Annotated in this window: 22 protein-coding genes; 17 read left to right on the top strand and 5 right to left on the bottom strand. The window is 40.9% G+C overall.

The window, feature by feature from the left end; all coding sequences use genetic code 11:
- Positions 1-83: 83 nt before the first annotated feature.
- A complete protein-coding gene (locus tag H7T98_RS03770; protein ID WP_002884756.1) occupies positions 84-323 on the top strand; it encodes a hypothetical protein in 240 nt (79 codons plus the stop codon).
- Positions 324-359: 36 nt separating this feature from the next.
- Here the strand turns inward: H7T98_RS03770 and H7T98_RS03765 are convergent, their stop codons facing one another.
- A complete protein-coding gene (locus H7T98_RS03765; protein ID WP_201061310.1) occupies positions 360-1250 on the bottom strand; it encodes a DMT family transporter in 891 nt (296 codons plus the stop codon).
- A 116-nt stretch (positions 1251-1366) separates the two neighbouring features.
- Positions 1367-1732, bottom strand: a complete 366-nt coding sequence (locus H7T98_RS03760; protein ID WP_060972630.1) for a hypothetical protein — start codon at positions 1730-1732, stop codon at positions 1367-1369.
- Positions 1733-1982: 250 nt separating this feature from the next.
- Here H7T98_RS03760 and H7T98_RS03755 point away from each other — a divergent pair, with 250 nt between their 5' ends.
- The 7 genes from H7T98_RS03755 (at position 1983) to H7T98_RS03725 (ending at position 6664) form a co-directional block, all read left to right on the top strand.
- Positions 1983-2348 (top strand): OsmC family protein, encoded by a 366-nt coding sequence (locus H7T98_RS03755; protein WP_201061308.1) that lies wholly within the window; start codon positions 1983-1985, stop codon positions 2346-2348.
- Positions 2349-2441: 93 nt separating this feature from the next.
- Positions 2442-2825, top strand: a complete 384-nt coding sequence (locus H7T98_RS03750) for a PaaI family thioesterase (protein ID WP_201061306.1) — start codon at positions 2442-2444, stop codon at positions 2823-2825.
- Positions 2826-2838: 13 nt separating this feature from the next.
- Positions 2839-3813, top strand: a complete 975-nt coding sequence (locus tag H7T98_RS03745) for a GyrI-like domain-containing protein (protein WP_201061304.1) — start codon at positions 2839-2841, stop codon at positions 3811-3813.
- A complete protein-coding gene (locus H7T98_RS03740) occupies positions 3814-4545 on the top strand; it encodes a pseudouridine synthase (protein WP_022496324.1) in 732 nt (243 codons plus the stop codon).
- Between the two features lie 81 nt (positions 4546-4626).
- On the top strand, positions 4627-4755 hold the full coding sequence (locus H7T98_RS03735; protein WP_002884629.1) for a DUF4044 domain-containing protein: 129 nt from the start codon (positions 4627-4629) through the stop codon (positions 4753-4755).
- Between the two features lie 94 nt (positions 4756-4849).
- The gene (gene obgE / locus H7T98_RS03730; RefSeq protein WP_104021255.1) at positions 4850-6163 is read left to right on the top strand and encodes a GTPase ObgE; all 1314 of its coding nucleotides are present in this window, start codon (positions 4850-4852) and stop codon (positions 6161-6163) included.
- A 303-nt stretch (positions 6164-6466) separates the two neighbouring features.
- On the top strand, positions 6467-6664 hold the full coding sequence (locus tag H7T98_RS03725) for a hypothetical protein (RefSeq protein WP_002884415.1): 198 nt from the start codon (positions 6467-6469) through the stop codon (positions 6662-6664).
- 73 nt (positions 6665-6737) lie between these two features.
- Here the strand turns inward: H7T98_RS03725 and H7T98_RS03720 are convergent, their stop codons facing one another.
- Positions 6738-7478 (bottom strand): amino acid ABC transporter ATP-binding protein, encoded by a 741-nt coding sequence (locus H7T98_RS03720; RefSeq protein ID WP_022496326.1) that lies wholly within the window; start codon positions 7476-7478, stop codon positions 6738-6740.
- The gene (locus H7T98_RS03715) at positions 7478-9676 is read right to left on the bottom strand and encodes an ABC transporter substrate-binding protein/permease (protein WP_129852007.1); all 2199 of its coding nucleotides are present in this window, start codon (positions 9674-9676) and stop codon (positions 7478-7480) included. The genes H7T98_RS03720 and H7T98_RS03715 overlap by 1 nt, the downstream gene beginning before the upstream one ends.
- A 198-nt stretch (positions 9677-9874) precedes the next feature.
- Between H7T98_RS03715 and H7T98_RS03710 the strand changes: the two genes are divergently transcribed.
- The 9 genes from H7T98_RS03710 (at position 9875) to rpsU (ending at position 18414) form a co-directional block, all read left to right on the top strand.
- Positions 9875-10810: a CPBP family intramembrane glutamic endopeptidase gene (locus tag H7T98_RS03710; RefSeq protein ID WP_129852006.1), complete on the top strand. Its 936-nt coding sequence runs from the start codon at positions 9875-9877 to the stop codon at positions 10808-10810.
- Positions 10811-10880: 70 nt separating this feature from the next.
- Complete coding sequence (locus H7T98_RS03705) at positions 10881-11501, top strand: hypothetical protein (protein WP_129852005.1); 621 nt, start codon at positions 10881-10883, stop codon at positions 11499-11501.
- Positions 11491-13482, top strand: coding sequence for an excinuclease ABC subunit UvrB (gene uvrB, locus H7T98_RS03700; RefSeq protein WP_041826694.1), 1992 nt, complete (start codon positions 11491-11493; stop codon positions 13480-13482). Before H7T98_RS03705 ends, uvrB begins: the two co-directional genes overlap by 11 nt.
- Before the next feature lie 44 nt (positions 13483-13526).
- Positions 13527-13991, top strand: coding sequence for an 8-oxo-dGTP diphosphatase (locus H7T98_RS03695; RefSeq protein ID WP_201061302.1), 465 nt, complete (start codon positions 13527-13529; stop codon positions 13989-13991).
- A 215-nt stretch (positions 13992-14206) separates the two neighbouring features.
- On the top strand, positions 14207-15019 hold the full coding sequence (locus H7T98_RS03690; RefSeq protein ID WP_201061300.1) for a transporter substrate-binding domain-containing protein: 813 nt from the start codon (positions 14207-14209) through the stop codon (positions 15017-15019).
- Positions 15020-15030: 11 nt separating this feature from the next.
- Positions 15031-15828 carry a transporter substrate-binding domain-containing protein gene (locus tag H7T98_RS03685; RefSeq protein ID WP_201061298.1) on the top strand — a complete coding sequence of 266 codons (798 nt, stop codon included), beginning with the start codon at positions 15031-15033 and terminating at the stop codon, positions 15826-15828.
- A 244-nt stretch (positions 15829-16072) separates the two neighbouring features.
- Entirely contained in the window at positions 16073-17182 is a 1110-nt protein-coding gene (locus H7T98_RS03680) for an aminotransferase (protein ID WP_201061296.1), read from the top strand.
- Positions 17183-17249: 67 nt separating this feature from the next.
- Entirely contained in the window at positions 17250-18044 is a 795-nt protein-coding gene (locus H7T98_RS03675) for a transporter substrate-binding domain-containing protein (RefSeq protein WP_201061327.1), read from the top strand.
- A gap of 193 nt (positions 18045-18237) precedes the next feature.
- Entirely contained in the window at positions 18238-18414 is a 177-nt protein-coding gene (gene rpsU / locus H7T98_RS03670) for a 30S ribosomal protein S21 (RefSeq protein ID WP_002884573.1), read from the top strand.
- Between the two features lie 157 nt (positions 18415-18571).
- Here rpsU and mscL read toward each other — a convergent pair whose 3' ends face one another.
- On the bottom strand, positions 18572-18952 hold the full coding sequence (mscL, locus tag H7T98_RS03665; RefSeq protein WP_201061294.1) for a large conductance mechanosensitive channel protein MscL: 381 nt from the start codon (positions 18950-18952) through the stop codon (positions 18572-18574).
- Positions 18953-19048 lie beyond the last annotated feature (96 nt).

The following is a 19048-nucleotide window of genomic DNA, read 5'->3' as shown; positions in this document are numbered from 1 at the left end:
CCTCTTTGTAACGATTTTTGGTTGACTTATCCTCAAACACATCCTATTATAGAGGAGTCTAGTATTGAAATGGGGGAAGAGACATGTTATACGAATATCCAGCGATTTTTCACACGATTGAGGAAGGTTATCAAATTAGTTTTCCTGATTTTGGTCGTAGCATAAGGGCAGATTCTTTGCCTCTTGCCATGACAAAAGCGTCTGTGTTCTTATCACATATTATTAAGGGGTATGGAGATAAGGCTTTACCTGAGCCGACTGCGGTAAGCAGCATTCCTAATGAGGAAGAACTCGTCGTGTTAATCCAAACAGAGCTTGATTAAGACTAAAAACTCTCGGAAGATTAATTCCCGAGAGTTTTAGGTTTTATTGGCCACATAGACGCCCAAGACGACTAAAATTCCTGCAAAAATTTGTAAATACGAGAAGGGTTCTCCTAAGACGACGACAGCCGCTAGAATTGAGATAATTGTCGAAATCCCAATAAAGGATGCTGTTCGGTTAACCCCGATATTTGCGATGGCAAAATTTGATAGAAGATAGCCCAGAACACTGCATCCCAAGCCTTGATAAAGGATGGTGATAGTGAATTTTGGATTGATCACAGGGAGTAGCAAGAGCTCTTTCAAATCGCCTGCTAGAAAGCCTTGGCTGAGTGCAAAGAGTCCGAATGTCAGGCAACCACTGGCAAGCATAAAATAAGTAATCTCAAGGCTACTGAATTGACTAGCCCTTTCAACATCAACGCAATACAGGGCGTAGGAGACAACTGCTAGACCTAGAATCAAGTAGCCCACCAGGGAGAAGTGGGTAGAACCGCCAGCAGCAAAGACAGCCATGATGATACCGACGAGGGTTGTGATGACACCGACCACCTGCCAACGGCTGGGCCATTCTTTTAAAATAAGGCTAGACATGATAAGGGCAACGACTGGGATGCAGGCGAGAAAGGCTCCACTTTCAGAAGCCGTCGTCATACGAATGCCAATCGTTTCACAGATAAAATAGATAATCGGATTGAGAAGGGCAATACGTGTCAGAGGTTTAAGATTTCTACCGTTAATTGTTATTCGACGTCGACTGATGAGAAAATAGAGGTTAATAAAAAGGAAGGCTGTGACAAAACGCCAAGAGATTAAAGCCAGGTCACTGACCTGTGCTGTAATAGATTTGGTAAAGATAAAACTGAGCCCAAAGAGAATCTCACAAGTCGCTGCAGCCAAACATCCTAAGATGATTTTATTTTTCATTGTCTCACCTCCTGAATTTGGATTTCCACGCCTATTATAGCACGTTCAGGAAGCGTTTACATCAATCTAAATCTAAAAAAATAGACTAGCAGAATAGCTAGCCTTTTTTATCTTATTTAGTTACCAATTGAGACAGTTCCGTCTGATCCGACTTTGACGTTTGTACCGTCTTGGCTATTAACATCGACTGAACCATCTTGACCAACTGTTGCGCTGTTACCTTCGCTATCGTTAGCTTCTACAGTGTTATTGCCGTTTGTTTTTGCTGAGTTAGCGTTTCCGTCGCTGACTTCAGTTGATCCATCTTTGTTGACTTTTACTGAAGCACTTGAATCAGTTGAAGAAGATTCTTTGGTCACCTTGCTTGATGATGGTGCTGAAGATGACGAGTCAGTTTTGTCTTTAGAGTTGCCACATGCTGCTAAGGTCAACAAGGCAAGAACTGAGACAGAGGCTAAAGTTAATTTAGAAAATGTTTTCATAATAGTCTCCCTTTTTTCTTAGTAAATTCATTTTAAATGAAAAACCATAATATTAAAAGCGCTTCCAGTCGTTTTTACTCAACTGTAACCCCTTGGTAATCTCAGTGTTGTACAAGACTAATCTATTGGAAAATAAGAGTTAAAACCCCTTACGCTTTCTGTTTTTTTTTTGATAGATATTTCAAATCGTTCAGCTCGGTCCTTAGCCCTCTCTTTGTTATAATAATAAAAAATAGATTGAGGTGACATGATGTATCAAACAACAATTAAAGGTGACAAACGATTCCATTCACTTTCAGAGGGGTATGGAGCACCTGTGGAACTTTTTGGCTATACGGAAGATGGGGAAACACCTATGAGCCTGGTGAATATTGCTTTGGCTTCTTGTGTGACCATGTGTCTACAGAGTTATTTTGCCAAGTATCAGGAAATTGAGGAGCTTGCTATTCAGGTTGATTCCAACTATGAAGAAGGGCATTTCACACTTGCCATTCATTTACCTAAGGATCTGATTTTGGAAAATGAACAAGAACTCTTGGCTTTTGTGGATAATTATTGTCGAGTGAAGAAGCTTTTTCGTGAAGATATTAAGGTTGATATTAGCTTAGCCAAATAAGCTTGTTATCCTTTATGAACTTCGTGTTATACTAGTAGATAAAGACGTGTCATTTCACTAGGTGTGGAATGAGCAACGATAGGAGGGCTTGCTATGGAAGACAAACTACATGAGATCCGTGTATTTGAGAATTTTCAAGAAGAACTATTTGAAACGGGACATGTTATCGTGACAACTAAGGTAGTCGAGAAGTCCCTGAATTATTTTGGTAATGCTCATGGGGGATATCTGTTTACGCTTTGTGACCAGGTCGCAGGGCTCGTGGCCATTTCAACAGGTGACTATGCGGTGACGCTTCAGTCTAATATCAATTATCTCAAGGCAGGGCATTTGTCTGACCAACTCAAGATTGAAGGATTGTGTGTTCATAATGGTAAGACGACTAAGGTGGTGGAAGTTGTCATTACTAATCAGGTAGAGAAAATTCTTACAAGGGCTACATTTACTATGTATGTGACAGGCTCGGTCGAGGAATAGAAAAGGAGCGTTTATGTCAGATTTTCAAACCATGGATGATTTTGCGGTCTTTGTTAATGACTACCTGACACCAGACCAACTGAGCGTTCAAGCCTATTCTTATGCTTCTAACCAGCAGGAGCTCTCTCTTCTGGTGACCATTGACGATTATGAGATGATGTGTCGTTGGCATGCTGTCTGGACTTTTTCAGGTTTACACCAGGCCTTTTTTCAGTCTGTAATGGACACTGATAACACCTTTTCAATTGATAGTGATAGCTTGGCTATGAATGCTCGTTTAAGGGATCAAGAGCTATTGTTTAAGGCAAACGGGCTTGAGATGGTGGTTGTCGATTTGCCTGAACCTCTTTTTCGTTTAGCTGATGTGTCTTTTAACGAAGGAGGAAAGCACTTTACCTACCTTTGTGAAGATCAAAGTGTTGCAGCAGAAGACTGGGTCTTGGTTCCTATAGGCTCTGGTAATGCCGAAAAAGAAGCATTTGTAGAAAAGATTTCCTATGTCCTAGCGAACGAGGTTCCAGTTGAGCTGACAAAACTGAAAAAGGTGATTCAAAAGTTGGATTTAGTAACCGTTCGTTATGATGTGAGGGTTGTTCGGAAGGGATTTTTGAGTTTTTCAGGGATGGTTTTTGAGGGCGAGGAACTAGGTAAGCCAACAGACTTTCTTTGGGTACCCTTTTTGGCAGAACAAGATGATTTGGCTGTTCCTACCTATGGTATTCGGATCAATGATGGCAGTCGCAAGACTTATGTAACGGCCTTGGCTGGTGAGGATGATAGTATGGAAATGATTGCTCTTGCACCAGCTACTTATGCGGTTTTTAAACTTAGTGGGCCTGCAACAGCAGCTGTTTGGGAGAGTTTTCATTATGCTAAGAAACATTTTGAAATGATTAATCAGCCAACTGTAGAGGTTTATCCACCAGGGAATCGTCAGGCTGAAGATTATGAGATGGAAGTTTGGATTCCAATAAAGGAGGAAGTATAGATGCGTCTGGATAAGTTTTTGGTTGATTGTGGTGTTGGTAGTCGCAGTCAAGTCAAGACCTTTCTCAAAAAGAAGCAAGTGACCGTAAATGGTCAGGTGGAGACGTCACCCAAGACTCAGATTGATGAGAATCAAGACCAGATTGCTTTTCAAGGTCAAGCATTAACACACGAGACCTTTGTTTACTATCTTTTAAATAAGCCTCAGGGAGTCATTTCAGCGACGGAGGATGCCCGTCACAAGACAGTACTTGATTTACTGGATGATACAGCACGACATAAGCAGGTCTTTCCTGTTGGACGTTTGGATATTGATACTCACGGTCTCCTGCTTTTGACAAATAATGGCGATTTAGCTCACGCTATGCTGTCTCCAAAGAAACATGTTGATAAGATTTATCAGGCTAAGGTTGATGGAATCATGAATCAGGAGGATATTCTGGCTTTTGAAAAAGGAATTGAACTCAAAGATCATACTTGCCAACCGGCTAAACTAGAAATTATTTCAGTAGATAGGGCTACTGGGACTAGCCTGGTTCAGATTACCATTGCTGAGGGGAAATTCCATCAGGTTAAGCGTATGGTAGCTGTTTGTGGTAAGGAAGTGACAGAGTTACAACGTCTGAGCATGGGACCTTTAAGCCTGCCAGATGATTTAGACCTTGGTGCTTGGCGGCGTTTGACCGAGGAGGAGTTGGAAGCTTTAACGGTTTTTGGAATTCCTTTGGCTTAAGCTAGTCTAAGAGTTGCGAAATAGGCAGATTTTTGTTACTATTATTGTGAAATATTAGAAGAAAAAACGAGGTAAATTCAAGTGGCATTTGGAGATAACGGACCACGTAAGAAATCATTTTTTGAACGTCTAACAGTATTGGTCGTTTTGATTATGCTATTAGTAACAGTTGGGGCATTGATTTTCCAAGCAGTCGCAGCTGTCCTTTAAGACGCTATCAAGCGTTTTTTTGTGTATGTCGGAAATTCTTTCGTTTGTGATTGAATTTGTACATGGCATACAAATCAGAAAGAGAGAAATATAGATGAGTATGTTTTTAGATACAGCCAAGATTAGTGTCAAAGCTGGTCGTGGTGGTGACGGAATGGTTGCCTTCCGTCGTGAGAAATATGTACCTAATGGCGGTCCTTGGGGCGGTGACGGTGGTAAGGGTGGCTCAGTCATTTTCAAGGTTGACGAAGGCTTACGTACCCTTATGGATTTCCGTTATAATCGTAAATTCAAGGCTAAGAATGGCGAAAAAGGGATGACCAAGGGAATGCACGGTCGAGGTGCTGAAGACCTCATCGTTAGCATCCCGCCTGGTACAACGGTGCGTGATGCTGAGACAGGCAAGGTTATTACTGATATGGTTGAGGATGGCCAAGAGTTTGTCATTGCTCACGGTGGACGTGGTGGACGTGGAAATATCCGTTTTGCGACACCTCGTAACCCTGCTCCTGAAATCGCTGAAAATGGTGAACCAGGAGAAGAACGTGAACTTCAATTGGAATTGAAGATTTTGGCGGATGTTGGTTTGGTTGGTTTCCCATCCGTTGGTAAATCAACGATCCTCAGTGTGGTAACCGCAGCAAAACCAAAGATTGGTGCCTATCACTTTACGACAATTGTTCCTAACTTGGGGATGGTTCGTACGAAGTCAGGTGAGAGCTTTGCCATGGCTGACCTTCCAGGATTGATTGAGGGGGCTAGTCAGGGTGTTGGTTTGGGAACGCAGTTCCTTCGCCATATTGAGCGTACACGTGTTATCCTTCATGTGATTGATATGTCAGCAAGTGAAGGGCGTGATCCTTACGAGGATTATCTTCAAATTAACAAAGAGTTGGAAACTTACAACTTACGCTTGATGGAACGTCCACAAATTATTGTGGCTAATAAGATGGACATGCCTGAGGCTGAGGAAAACTTGAAAGAGTTTAAGGAAAAATTGGCTGCTAACTACGATGAATTCGATGAGTTGCCACAAATTTTCCCAATTTCAAGTTTGGCTCACCAAGGTTTGGAAAATCTCTTAGAAGCTACTGCAAAATTGCTTGATGAGACAGACGAATTCTTGCTTTATAGCGAAGATGATATGGAACAAGAAGAAGTTTACTACGGCTTTAACGAGGATGAACGTCCATTTGAAATTAGCCGTGACGACGATGCCTCATGGGTACTTTCTGGTGAGAAACTTGAAAAACTCTTTGTCATGACTAACATGGAACGTGACGAATCTATCATGAAATTTGCACGTCAATTGCGTGGTATGGGAGTTGATGAAGCGCTTCGTGAACGTGGTGCTAAAGATGGCGACATCGTTCGTATCGGTAACTTCGAGTTTGAGTTTGTGGATTGACGTTGAAAGACTCTCTAAGTGCCAAGCACTTGATAGTCTACGGCAGCCGCTATGGCGGATTGCCTATCAACCTCACTAACTGCGTAAAGTCGGTATAATCGACCGACTTTCCTTCGTTTCGTGACCATGAAAGACTCTCTAAGTGCTGAAGCACTTGATAGTCTACGGCAGCCGCTATGGCGGACTGCCTATCCACCTCACTAACTACGTAAAGTCGGTATACTCGGCCGCCTTGTGTGGCGTGGCTAAGTGTGATATAAATATCTGCTGAATACAATAAATTATTGAAATAAGAGGTTTACAATGGGAGATAAACCGATATCCTTCAGGGATAAAGATGGAAATTTTGTTTCTGCGGCCGATGTTTGGAATCCAAAGAAACTTGAAGAACTCTTTACGCGCTTAAATCCTAACCGAAAACTCCGTCTTGAGCGTGAACGCTTGGCAAGGGAAGAAGCAGCAAAACACCCTGAACTAAATGAAGAAACAGAGCAAGTCTAGCACTTGCTCTGTTTTTCTTATCCAAAATGGTAATCAAAAACAGCTACTCTAGCAAGAGTAACTGTTTTGATAATTAGGCGTTTAGAACCTTGTCCAAGAATTCTTTCAAACGTGGGTGTTGTGGGTTATCAAAGATTTGATCTGGAGTACCATCTTCGAGGAACTCACCGTCCGCAGTAAAGATTACTCGGTTGGCAACTTGACGAGCAAATCCCATTTCGTGAGTAACGATAATCATGGTCATACCTTGCTCTGCCAATTCTTTCATAACGTTAAGAACGTCTCCGACCATTTCAGGGTCAAGGGCAGAAGTCGGTTCGTCAAAGAGCATGATATCAGGATTCATTGCCAAACCACGTGCAATTGCCACACGTTGTTTTTGTCCACCTGACAAGCTATCTGGCGTTGCATCGGCCTTGTCAGCAAGTCCAACACGATCAAGAAGATCCATAGCTAATTTATCAGCTTCTTCCTTGTTCATACGTCCGAGTTCAACAGGTGCAAATGTCACGTTTTCAAGGACTGTCATGTGTGGGAAGAGGTTGAAATGTTGGAAGACCATTCCGATATTTTCACGGGCTTTGTCAAGATTTGTCTTAGAATCTGATAATTCATAGCCATCAACGACTACTTTACCAGATGTCACTGTTTCAAGTAGGTTAAGCGTACGAAGGAAGGTTGATTTACCTGAACCTGAAGGACCGATGATACATACAACGTCACCTTCGTAGAATTTGGCGTCAATGCCTTTAAGAACTTCATTGTCGCCGTATGATTTGTGCAAGTCCTGCACATCGATTTTCAATTCAGCCATTATTTAAGTCTCTTTTCTAGTCGTTTAGCCAATTTCGTCAAGCATGTGATGATGACCAAGTAAAGGATGGCCAAGATCGCATACATACGGAATGATTGGTAGTTACGAGCAATGATGATTTTACCAGTTTGGAAGAGTTCAACCAAACCGATAGCTGATACGATAGTCGTATCTTTCAATGAGATAACAAATTGGTTGATGAAGTTTGGCAACATCAAGCGAACCGCTTGTGGCAAGATAACCTTACGCATTGTTGTATTGTAAGGGACACCCAAGCTTCGGCTAGCTTCCATCTGACCAATAGGAACAGCTTCGATACCACCACGTACAATTTCGGCAATATAAGCACCACCGTTAAGTGAGAGGGCAATTGTCGCTGCCACAAAGTCATTGATTGGTGATTGGTGACCAGTGATATTTTCAATTAAGTTAGGAATACCCCAGTAGATGAAGGCTGCAACGATCATCAATGGGATACCACGGACCACGTCAACAAAGACTTGAGAAATCACGCGGAGTGTCTTGTTTGGTGCAACTGCCATCATACCGAAGATAACACCGATAATCATGGCAATAGCAAATGAAAGAAGGGTCAATCCAAGGGTAATTCCAAGACCTTGGAGAAGTTGTTTGTAGTTGTTTTTAATCAAGCCTACGATGGTTGTTTCATCGGTAGCTTTTTTCGAGCTTCCTTCTTTTGATTTGTTGCTATCGAGGTATTTATTGATAATCTTATCGTAAGTACCATCTTTAACGATAGCAGCCAAACCATTGTTGAACATCTCAATCAACTCAGGGTTAGTGCCTTTTTTAACAGCAAATCCGACTTCACCAGTGGCAATACCTTCAATTGGTGTTGTAAAGTTACGTCCTTGTTGGATAGCGTATAGAAGAACGGCTTCATCATCCATAAGAGCATCGATTGAACCAGAGTTCAAGCTGTCATACATAGTAGAAGCTTCATCGTAAGCACGAACAGTAAAGCCATACTCACCAGCGTGGTCTTCCAACCATGAGTATGATGACGTACCGTTCTTAGCTCCTACAGTCTTACCTTTAAGATCCTTGTAAGATTTAACCTTACTTCCTTTAGCTACAGCCAAACGAATGTTTGATGTGTAGTAAGGATCTGAGAAGTCAAAGATTTGTTTACGAGCATCAGTGATGGTCATACCAGCCAATACGGCATCAGCTTGGCTAGATTGTACAGCATTAAGTGATGCATCGAAACCAGGGTTTGTCAATTTGACATTGAAACCTTGGTTTTTAGCAATGGCATTGATGATATCGACATCGATACCTACATATTTACCTGAACCATTTTGGTATTCAAATGGAGCAAAAGATGAGTCCATTGAGATAGTGTAGGTTTCCTTAACAGGAGTGGCTTTTGCGTTAGCATCACCAGTCAATTTAAGATCTGCTGAAGGTTTTGATGAAGAAGATTTTTCTGAGTCACCCAACCATTTATTCATGATTTTATCGTAGGTGCCGTCTTTCTTCATTTCCTTAAGAGCTTCGTTGAAGTCTTTGATAAGATTTTCGTGTTTTCCGCCTTTTTTAACAGCGAAAGCGAAGCTACCGATAGATTCAGGCTTAATGTTGATAGCGTAGTCTTTTCCTTGACCAATAGCGTATTTAACAACTGGTGTGTCGTCCATAGCTGCGTCAACAGAACCAGAATCCAAGCTGTTGTTCATCAAGTCGCTAGTGTCAAAAGTTTTAACTGTAAAACCATATTTGCTAGCGTTTTTATCAAGCCAAGTTTGAGCAGCTGTACCGTTTTTCACACCGACTGTTTTACCCTTCAATTGTTTGTAGTCGCTGACTTTGTCGCTACTACGTGTGTAGATAACAATTGAAGTGTCGTAATAAGTGTCTGAGAAAGTGAAGACCTTCTTACGTGCGTCGGTAACAGTAGTACCGGCCATTAGGGCGTCTGCTTGGCCTGATTGAACAGCGTTAACAGCTGCATCGAAACCAGGGAAGGTTTGGTTAACATCCCAATTTTTACGTTTGGCAACTTCGTTGATGATATCAACGTCGATACCTTTGTAGGTCTGATCAGAATCTTTGAATTCAAATGGGGCATAGGCTGTGTCTGAAACGACTGAAATTGTTTCAGCAGATACCTTAGCTCCGAAAACAAAGAAAACTGACATGGCACTCAAGAAGAGTGTCAGAAGTTTTTTCTTCATTATAAAAAGTCTCCTTTATAAAATACCTTCCTATTCTATCAAAAAAAGGTCTTGTTATCAAACTTCTTGGAGTTTGATGTTAGGAAATGTAACAAGGTTCGTTAGCTATGAGAGCTATCTGAGAAGAAGTTGACAAGCTTGTGTCAATTAGTTACACTGTAATCGAATACATGTAAGATTTGTTACAGGAGCTAAAAAATGAAGAAACGTATGCTTGAGAAATATACTAGCCGATATGATAAAGTTCCAAGTTGGCTGATGATTATGCTGTCCTGTTTTATTGCCTTTGGTTATGTCCTTGTAGGTGGATTTCTATCAGGGATTGTTGTGGGAATTCCAATGGCTATTGTTCTTTCTTTCTTAGTATTAAATGGTAACATTCAGTTCCAGGATATAAATACGATTTCCTATAAGATGTTTTCAAACATGTATTTTCAGTTGGGAACATTTGCCTTTACTGCCTTAGTTATCTTTTTCTGGGTTAAAGTTGTTGAAAAACGTCCCATTCGTACACTTGGATTTTTCAAGGGTCATATTTGGTTGAACTTGCTTAAGGGCTGGGGGCTTGGGACTCTACTCTTGTTAGTTAGTTTCCTTGGGACTTATTTACTTGGAGGGTTAGAATTTGTAAAAGTAGACTTTTCTCAGAGAACCCTCTTATATATATTATCCCTAATCCCCTTCTGGTTTATCCAAGGCGGAACCGAGGAACTGGTGACACGTGGTTGGTTACTTCAGACGGTGACTAATAAATTGAACCTTTCTTGGGGAATTGCTATTTCAAGTTCTTTCTTTTCAATATTACACCTAGGAAATCAAGGTGTTACCGCCTTGTCTCTAATCAGTATTGTTCTAGTAGGGGTTCTCATGGCTCTTTACATGCTCAAGACAGATAATATCTGGGGTGTCGCTGCCTTTCACGGTGCTTGGAACTTCGCGCAAGGGAATCTAGTTGGCGTGGCAGTTAGTGGGCAGAATGCAGGCGGTAGCTTATTGCACTTTCAGGCCAGGTCAGGCGTGCCTGATTGGTTATCAGGTGGAGCCTTTGGTCTGGAAGGGAATATCGTTACCTGTCTCGTTCTCTTGGTAGTGATTATTATCCTTCGTCTACAATTGAAAAAAGAAAACTTTTAAGGCTGAGTTCAAAGACTCGGTCTTTTTACTTCTGTGTTAAAATAGAAGAAAGTTTGGAAAAGGGGAAGAGATGAGAGTTAGACTTGAGCGAGGTATGATTTGTGTTCAAATTGTCTATGGACTTATATTTCTTGTCGCTTCCACCGGTCTATTCTGCTGTTTTCTTATAGATGATTATCGTACTGGGAACTTTGTAGACAACTGTGTTGCCTTCTTCATTTTACTAATATTTCTTCATGCTCTGATTAATTTAGTTGACGGTATTGTGAGACTTAAAGGTCATAAAAAAATATTGGAAATTAACAATGATACCTTTATTTATTATGGAAGGTTATGTGGACGAGTAACCTTTGAGATTCCGCTGTCTGAGATTGACTTGGTTATGAAGGATTGGTCAACGCCAATGGATGATGCCAAACACTCATCAACTATATACTATATTCTAAAACGTATCTATGATTTCGGGAATATAAGGTCTTGGGAAAGGAAGAGGTATAGAGTTTTATACATTTTTTTCAAAGATAGTAAAACGGCCTTGAAATATGATAAAAAACTCGGTTATCAGACACGAAGAAAGCGCAAATACGTTGCTGAGACACGAATGATTCACATTCCTATCGCAGAAGGAGAATTTTTCTCCGACCAAGAGATGAATGATTACATAAATGAAAGGAAAAACCATGATAGATAGAAAAGAAGACAACCAATTTCATTTGGTTTCTAAATATGAACCTTCTGGGGACCAACCTCAGGCCATTGAAGCCTTGGTTGATAATATAGAAGGTGGAGAAAAGGCTCAAATCCTAAAGGGAGCGACAGGGACAGGTAAGACCTATACCATGAGTCAGGTCATCCAGCGCGTGAATAAACCAACCTTGGTTATCGCCCATAATAAAACTTTGGCAGGTCAGCTTTATGGAGAATTCAAGGAGTTTTTCCCAGACAATGCTGTAGAATACTTCGTTTCCTACTATGATTTCTATCAGCCAGAGGCCTATGTACCATCATCAGATACCTATATCGAAAAAGATAGCTCTGTAAACGATGAAATTGATAAGCTACGACACTCAGCAACGTCGGCTCTCCTTGAGCGTAATGATGTTATCGTTGTGGCTTCTGTTTCTTGTATTTACGGTTTGGGTTCACCCAAAGAATATGCTGATTCAGCAGTCAGCCTTCGACCAGGCCAAGAGATTTCTCGAGACAAGCTGCTAAATGACCTAGTTGATATCCAGTTTGAGCGAAATGACATTGATTTCCAACGTGGGAAATTCCGTGTACGTGGTGATGTGGTCGAAATCTTTCCTGCCAGCCGTGATGAGCACGCCTTTCGTGTGGAATTTTTCGGTGATGAGATTGACCGCATCTGTGAGATTGAAAGTTTGACAGGACGCAATCTCGGTGAAGTTGAGCACCTTGTTCTTTTCCCGGCGACTCACTTTATGACCAATGAAGAGCATATGGAAGAAGCCATCAAGAATATTATGGAAGAGATGGAAGCTCAGGTTAAGCAATTTGAAGCTGAGGGTAAGCTCATCGAGGCTCAACGTATCCGCCAAAGGACAGAATACGATGTTGAAATGCTTCGTGAGATGGGCTACACCAATGGTGTCGAAAACTACTCACGCCACATGGATGGACGTAAAGAAGGCGAGCCACCCTTCACCTTGCTTGATTTCTTCCCAGAAGATTTCCTTATCATGATTGATGAAAGTCACATGACCATGGGTCAGATTAAGGGAATGTATAACGGGGACCAGGCCCGTAAGAAGATGTTGGTTGATTACGGTTTCCGTTTGCCATCAGCGCTTGATAACCGTCCACTTCGACGTGAAGAATTTGAGAGTCATGTTCATCAGATTGTCTATGTGTCTGCCACTCCAGGGGACTATGAGATGGAGCAAACTGAGACTGTCGTTGAGCAAATCATCCGTCCGACAGGGCTTCTTGATCCAGAAGTCGAAGTGCGTCCAACTATGGGACAAATGGATGACCTCCTTGGTGAGATCAATGCCCGAACTGAAAAAGGCGAGCGTGTCTTTGTAACCACTTTGACTAAGAAGATGGCTGAAGACTTGACTGACTATCTCAAGGAAATGGGTGTCAAGGTTAAATACATGCACTCTGACATTAAGACTTTGGAACGTACGGAGATTATCCGTGACTTGCGTCTAGGTGTCTTTGATGTTCTTATCGGTATTAACCTTCTTCGTGAAGGGATTGACGTTCCTGAGGTTAGTCTGGTTGCTATTTTGGATGCGGATAAGGAAGGCTTCCTTCGTAACGAACGTGGACTTATCCAAACGATCGGACGTGCTGCCCGAAATAGCGAAGGTCACGTTATTATGTATGCAGATAAGATTACGGAGTCTATGCAAAAAGCCATGGATGAAACAGCTCGCCGTCGTGAAATCCAAATGGCTTATAATAAGGAACACGGTATCACTCCACAAACGATTAAGAAAGAAATTCGGGACCTTATTTCGATTACCAAGGTCAATGAAGCAGAAGTGGCAGAGGATACGGTGGACTACAGTGCTATGAACAAGAAAGAACGCCAAGAAGCCATCAAGAAACTTCAAAAGCAAATGCACGAAGCGGCAGAACTGCTTGACTTCGAGTTGGCGGCTCAAATCCGTGATATGGTTCTTGAGCTGAAGAGTATGGATTAAGGCTAGTTACATCACTTAGGCAATATAAGTAAGAAAGGAAATATATGTCACGTTCACAAGCAACTATTTTAACTAATATGTGTCTCATCGAAGATGGCCGTGGAAATATTGTCATGCAAATCCGCGATCCAAAGCGTTATTACTGGTCGGGAGCAGCCCTACCCGGTGGCCATATCGAAGCACATGAAGGTCTGGTAGAATCAGTTATCCGTGAGGTTAAAGAAGAAACTGGTTTGACCATCAAAAACCCTAAATTAGTTGGTATGAAGCATTTTTACACGACAGATAACGAACGGTACTTGGTTTTCCTCTATAGGACCTCAGATTTTGAAGGAGAAATCCATTCAACAGAGGAGGGCGAAGTTCGCTGGGTTGCCAGGGAGGATGTGCCTAAGATGGACTTGGTTTATGACATGCTCAATCTGCTACGTGTCTTTGAAGAAGACAATCTCTCAGAACTTTTCTATCGGGAGCGACTCGAAAATGACTTTATCCGAGAATTTTGGTAAGAATATGAACTATTTATTCAAATGAATGAATAGTTTTTTTGTCGTTAAAATCAGATAGGAGAGCTTTAAATAAGTAATTTTTAGATTTTGTAATGACGATAAAATTAATAAAAATGAAAATTATAATCAATAAAAGTTCATTTTTTCATTGACAAATGCATAATAATACATTATTATACTTACATAAGTTAATAAATATAGAAAAGAGATTGATTATGAAAACATGGAAAAAAATTTTGTTGGGATTTGCAGGGATCTTTGCTTTGACGACTTTAGCAGCTTGTTCTTCGTCGAAGGACACTTTGGAAAAGGTACAAGATAAAGGAACTTTGACAGTTGCTCTTAATCCACACTTTGCTCCTTTTGAATTCAAGACAATCCAAAATGGTAAGGATACGATTGTTGGGGCAGATGTTGAAATTGCTAAGGCTATTGCAGATGAGCTTGGTGTAAAAGTCAAATTTTCTGAAATGTCTTTTGATAATGTCTTAGCCAATGTTCAATCTGGTAAGGCAGATATCGCCATTTCCGGAATCTCAGCTACTGAAGAACGTCAAAAAATCTTTGATTTCTCAGATACCTACTATGAGTCTGAAACGGTTCTTGTTGTCAAAAAAGATGCGACAGGAACTTACAAACAAACTGGTGATTTTGCTAAAAAATCTGTAGCCGTTCAAAAAGGTTCTATTCAAGAAAATATCGCCAAAGCCAATTTGTCAGATGCTAATGTGGTATCCTTGGCACAACCTGGTGAAGCTATCAATGAATTGAAATCTGGTCAAGTTGAAGGAGTGGTTCTTGAAAAGGCCATAGCACAAGGTTATGTAGATCAAAATAGTGATCTAGCTGTGTCAGACATTACGCTCAAGTCAGATTCAAAAGATGCCTATGCCGTCGCAATGCCTAAAGGAAGCGATAAGCTAAAAGCAAAGGTTAATAAGGTTATCGCTAAACTCAAAAAAGAAGGTAAAATTGACAGCTATGTTCAAGATGCCTATGCTCTCTCTCTTAAGAGTTCTACTAAATAAGGGGTTATTATATGAAAAAATTTTGGTTTATCCTTACAGCTCTAGTCGCCACGTGCTTTCTAGTTGCTTGTAGCGGAAGTCAGGGAGTAAGTCCCAAAACGATTAAGGAAAAGAAGAAAATTGTCGTGGCAACAGAATCTGAATTTGCGCCTTTTGAGTTCAAATCGTTGGTTAACGGCAAAGATACGCTGGTTGGAGCAGATATCGAGTTGGCCAAAGCTATCGGTGAAAAACTCGGCGTAAAGGTTGAATTTTCAGTGATGTCTTTTGATAATGTTCTTGCTAACGTGCAAAGTGGTAAAGCCGATATCGCCATTGCAGGGATTTCGGTGACAGACGAACGTAAGAAGGTTTATGATTTTTCTGACAGCTACTATACGTCAGAAAATGTAGTGATTGTCAAAAAAGACAAGGTAAATGAGTACACAAGCACTGATAGTCTCGCAAAACAAACGGTCGGTACGCAAAAAGGGTCTGTTCAAGAAACAGTTGCTAAGAAACAAATCCCTAAGGCAAGTGTGGTATCACTGTCTTCAAATGGTGAAATGATTAACGAACTCAAGTCAGGACAGCTTCAAGCAGTTGTACTTGAGAAGGCCATTGCAGAAGGTTATATCGCTCAAAATGATGATTTAACCCTTGCCAACTTTAATCTCAAGTCAGATGGCACAGATGCTTATGCCGTCGCAACACGTAAGGGTTCAGATGACTTGCTTAAAGAAATCAATGCCGTCATCAAAGAGACTAAGGACTCTGGAAAATTTGACCAATGGTTGAAAGAAGCATCAACCTACAAACAAAGTAAGTAAGTTTAAAACTCCCGAGCACCTGAAATTTACTCGTTTCAGGTGCTTTCATCAACAGCGGAAAGTCTCGTTTGGTCCTCGCTTTACTCACTTAAGGGGAGTCGCCAAAAATTCTTAAATCTAAATGGGGCAATACCCCATTTTTTATTGAATTCTCTGCTAAAAACAGTTATTATCAAAGTAGGTAAGTCTGTTCAAATAGACAAATGACATCGTATAGAGTGCTTAAGAAAAGCAAGGAGAAACTATGAAGCTACCACGTTTTGGTGTTGAAGAATGGCTTAATGTCCATGAAAAATCTGCCATATATGATATCGCAGGAGTTTCAATTAAGGCCCTCACAATGGAAGAATTATTTGACCTGTCAGGCCTTGATAAGGATGCCTTTTTTGCCCAACTTCTAAAGAAAAAGATGGATTACGGCTGGATTGAGGGGTCACCAGAGTTCAAAACTCAAGTGGCTAGCTTATACAAGAACATGCCGGTTAATAATATCCTCCAAACCAATGGGGCTACAGGAGCGACGATGCTAGCCCTTTATGCGCTTATTGAGCCTGAGGACCATGTCATCTCCATGTATCCAACTTATCAACAGCTCTATGACATTCCTAAGTCGCTAGGAGCAGACGTGGATCTCTGGGAGGTTGAAGAGGACAAGGGGTGGTTGCCTGATTTGGACCAACTCCGCCGTCTCATTCGTCCTAATACCAAAATGATCTGTATTAACAACGCCAACAATCCTACCGGTGCCCTTATGGACGCTGCTTACCTCGAGGAGCTAGTGGCTATCGCTAAAGAAGTAGACGCCTATATCTTCTCAGATGAGGTCTATCGCAGTTTTGACCAGCCTACGCCTTCTATTGTAGATTTGTATGAAAAGGGCATTGCCGTCAATAGTCTGTCAAAGACCTATTCCATTCCTGGTATTCGTGTGGGTTGGGTTGCTTCTAACACAGAGGTGGCGGACATTCTGCGTGACTACCGTGACTACACGATGATTTGTGCGGGTGTCTTTGATGATATGGTGGCTACCCTTGTCTTGGAAAATAAAGAAGCCATCCTAGAGCGTAATCGTCAGATTGTAGAGGAAAATCTAGCTCTTATGGATGAATGGATTGCCAAGGAACCTAAGGCTAGCTGGATTCGTCCTGCCCGTGTGTCAACTTCCTTCGTCAAATTAGATGTTGACCGTCCCATTGAAGAGTTCGCCTTAGAGCTTCTTCAGGAGTATGGTGTGCTTGTGGTTCCAGGTAACCGTTTTGACAAGGAGTCACATGTTCGCATTGGTTATTGTTGCGATAAGGAGGTCCTTCAAAAGGGCTTGGAAAAACTGTCGCAATTTCTTAATAAATGTTGACAATGCTACTAATTTTAAGTAAAATAACAAGCGAAAAATTATATTTATACAGGAGTTTCTTATGAAAATGAAAAAACTTTTCCTTGGGGCTATGGCTCTCCTTGCTACTGTGACTTTAGTAGCTTGTGGGTCAAAAAAGGATGCTTACTTATCCATTAAAGAAAATAAAAAACTTGTCGTGGCTGTCAGCCCAGACTATGCACCATTTGAGTTCAAAACATTGGTAGATGGTAAAGACCAAGTAGTTGGTTCAGATATCAAGTTGGCACAAGCTATCGCTGATGAACTCGGTGTTAAGCTTGAAGTTACAACAATGAGCTTTGACAATGTCCTTTCTAGCCTTCAATCAGGTAAGGCTGATCTTGCTATTTCAGGTATCTCAGTAACAGACGAACGTAAGAAAACCTTTGATTTCTCATATCCTTACTACGAAACACAAAATGCTATCATCGTTCGCAAAGATCAAGAGTCTACTTACTCAAGTCTTGATGCTTTCAAAGGTAAGAAAGTAGCAGTTCAAAAAGGTACCATTGAAGAAGGCCTTGCTAAGAAACAATTGAAAGATTCAACAGTCGTATCACTTACAGCAATGGGTGAGGCGATTAACGAGGTGAAATCTGGCCAAGTTGATGCTGTTGACCTTGAAAAACCAGTAGCAGAAGGTTACGTGGCACAAAATTCAGATTTGGCTTTGGCAAGCGTTGCCCTCAAAGTTGATGATGGCGATGCAAAAGCAGTCGCTATGGCTAAAGGCAACGAAAGATTGAAAGAAGTAGTCAACAAAGTCGTCAAGAAATTGAAAGACAATGGTACTTACGACGAGTACATCAAGGATGCTTCTAAATATACAGCAGTTGAATAAAAGAGAGACTAGAGGATGATTCCTCTAGTTTTTTGTATGGTAAAGCCCCTGATAATCTCCAATAGTACTTAGAAAATAGCGTTGACATCAAAAATACTCAAACTTAAAAGATATTTCTTGACAGAAAAAGATCAGTCTTGTATACTTGAGTAGAACGTGTAAAATGTTACATTATCTTGAGGAGGTGAATTCAATGTCAAAAACAGTAGTACGTAAAAACGAATCACTTGACGACGCTCTTCGTCGTTTCAAACGTTCTGTGACTAAAGCTGGTACTCTTCAAGAGGCTCGTAAACGTGAACATTACGAAAAACCTTCTGTAAAACGTAAACGTAAATCAGAGGCAGCTCGCAAACGTAAAAAATTCTAATTAAGAATGAAATTAACAGAGAAAAGCTTGAGTTTACTCAAGTTTTTTCTTTTTCCTAGTATAGATAAACAGTTGGTATTCGCGAGATATAAAAAATAAGACGTCTGATAGTTCAGGCGTCTTAAGTTTCATATGTCTTTAGTTGAACAAATAAAAATTATTTGTTTGCAAGAAGATCGCGGATTTCAGCAAGCAATTCTTCTTGTGATGGACCTGCTGCTTCAGCAGCATCCTCAGCTTCTTTTTTGCTAAGAGCTGTTGCTTTGCTAGCAGCTTTAACAACGAAGAAGAGAGTAGTACCAACGATGATGAAGTTGATAACTGCGCTCAAGAAGCTACCGTATGCGATACCGTTCCATGACAATTTAGAAAGGTTCTCAACGTTAGCGGCCTTAACAACTGGGTTAAGGATAAGTGGTGTGATGATATCACCAACAAGTGAAGTGATAATAGCGTTGAAAGCAGCCCCCATAACAACGGCTACAGCAAGATCAAGGACGTTACTCTTGAACAAAAAGTCTTTAAGTTCTTTAATCATTTTGACAATGAATCCTTTCTTTTATTTAATTTTAATAGTTTATCCGATTTTGTAAATCTTGACAAGAGATTTGCTCATGAAAAATTGATTTTATTT

This window comes from Streptococcus sp. 23.2, assembly GCF_016648665.1.
Taxonomy (GTDB): Bacteria; Bacillota; Bacilli; order Lactobacillales; family Streptococcaceae; genus Streptococcus; species Streptococcus salivarius_E.
Note: the sequence above shows the minus strand (reverse complement) of the source record. Positions and strands in the feature narration are given on the sequence as shown.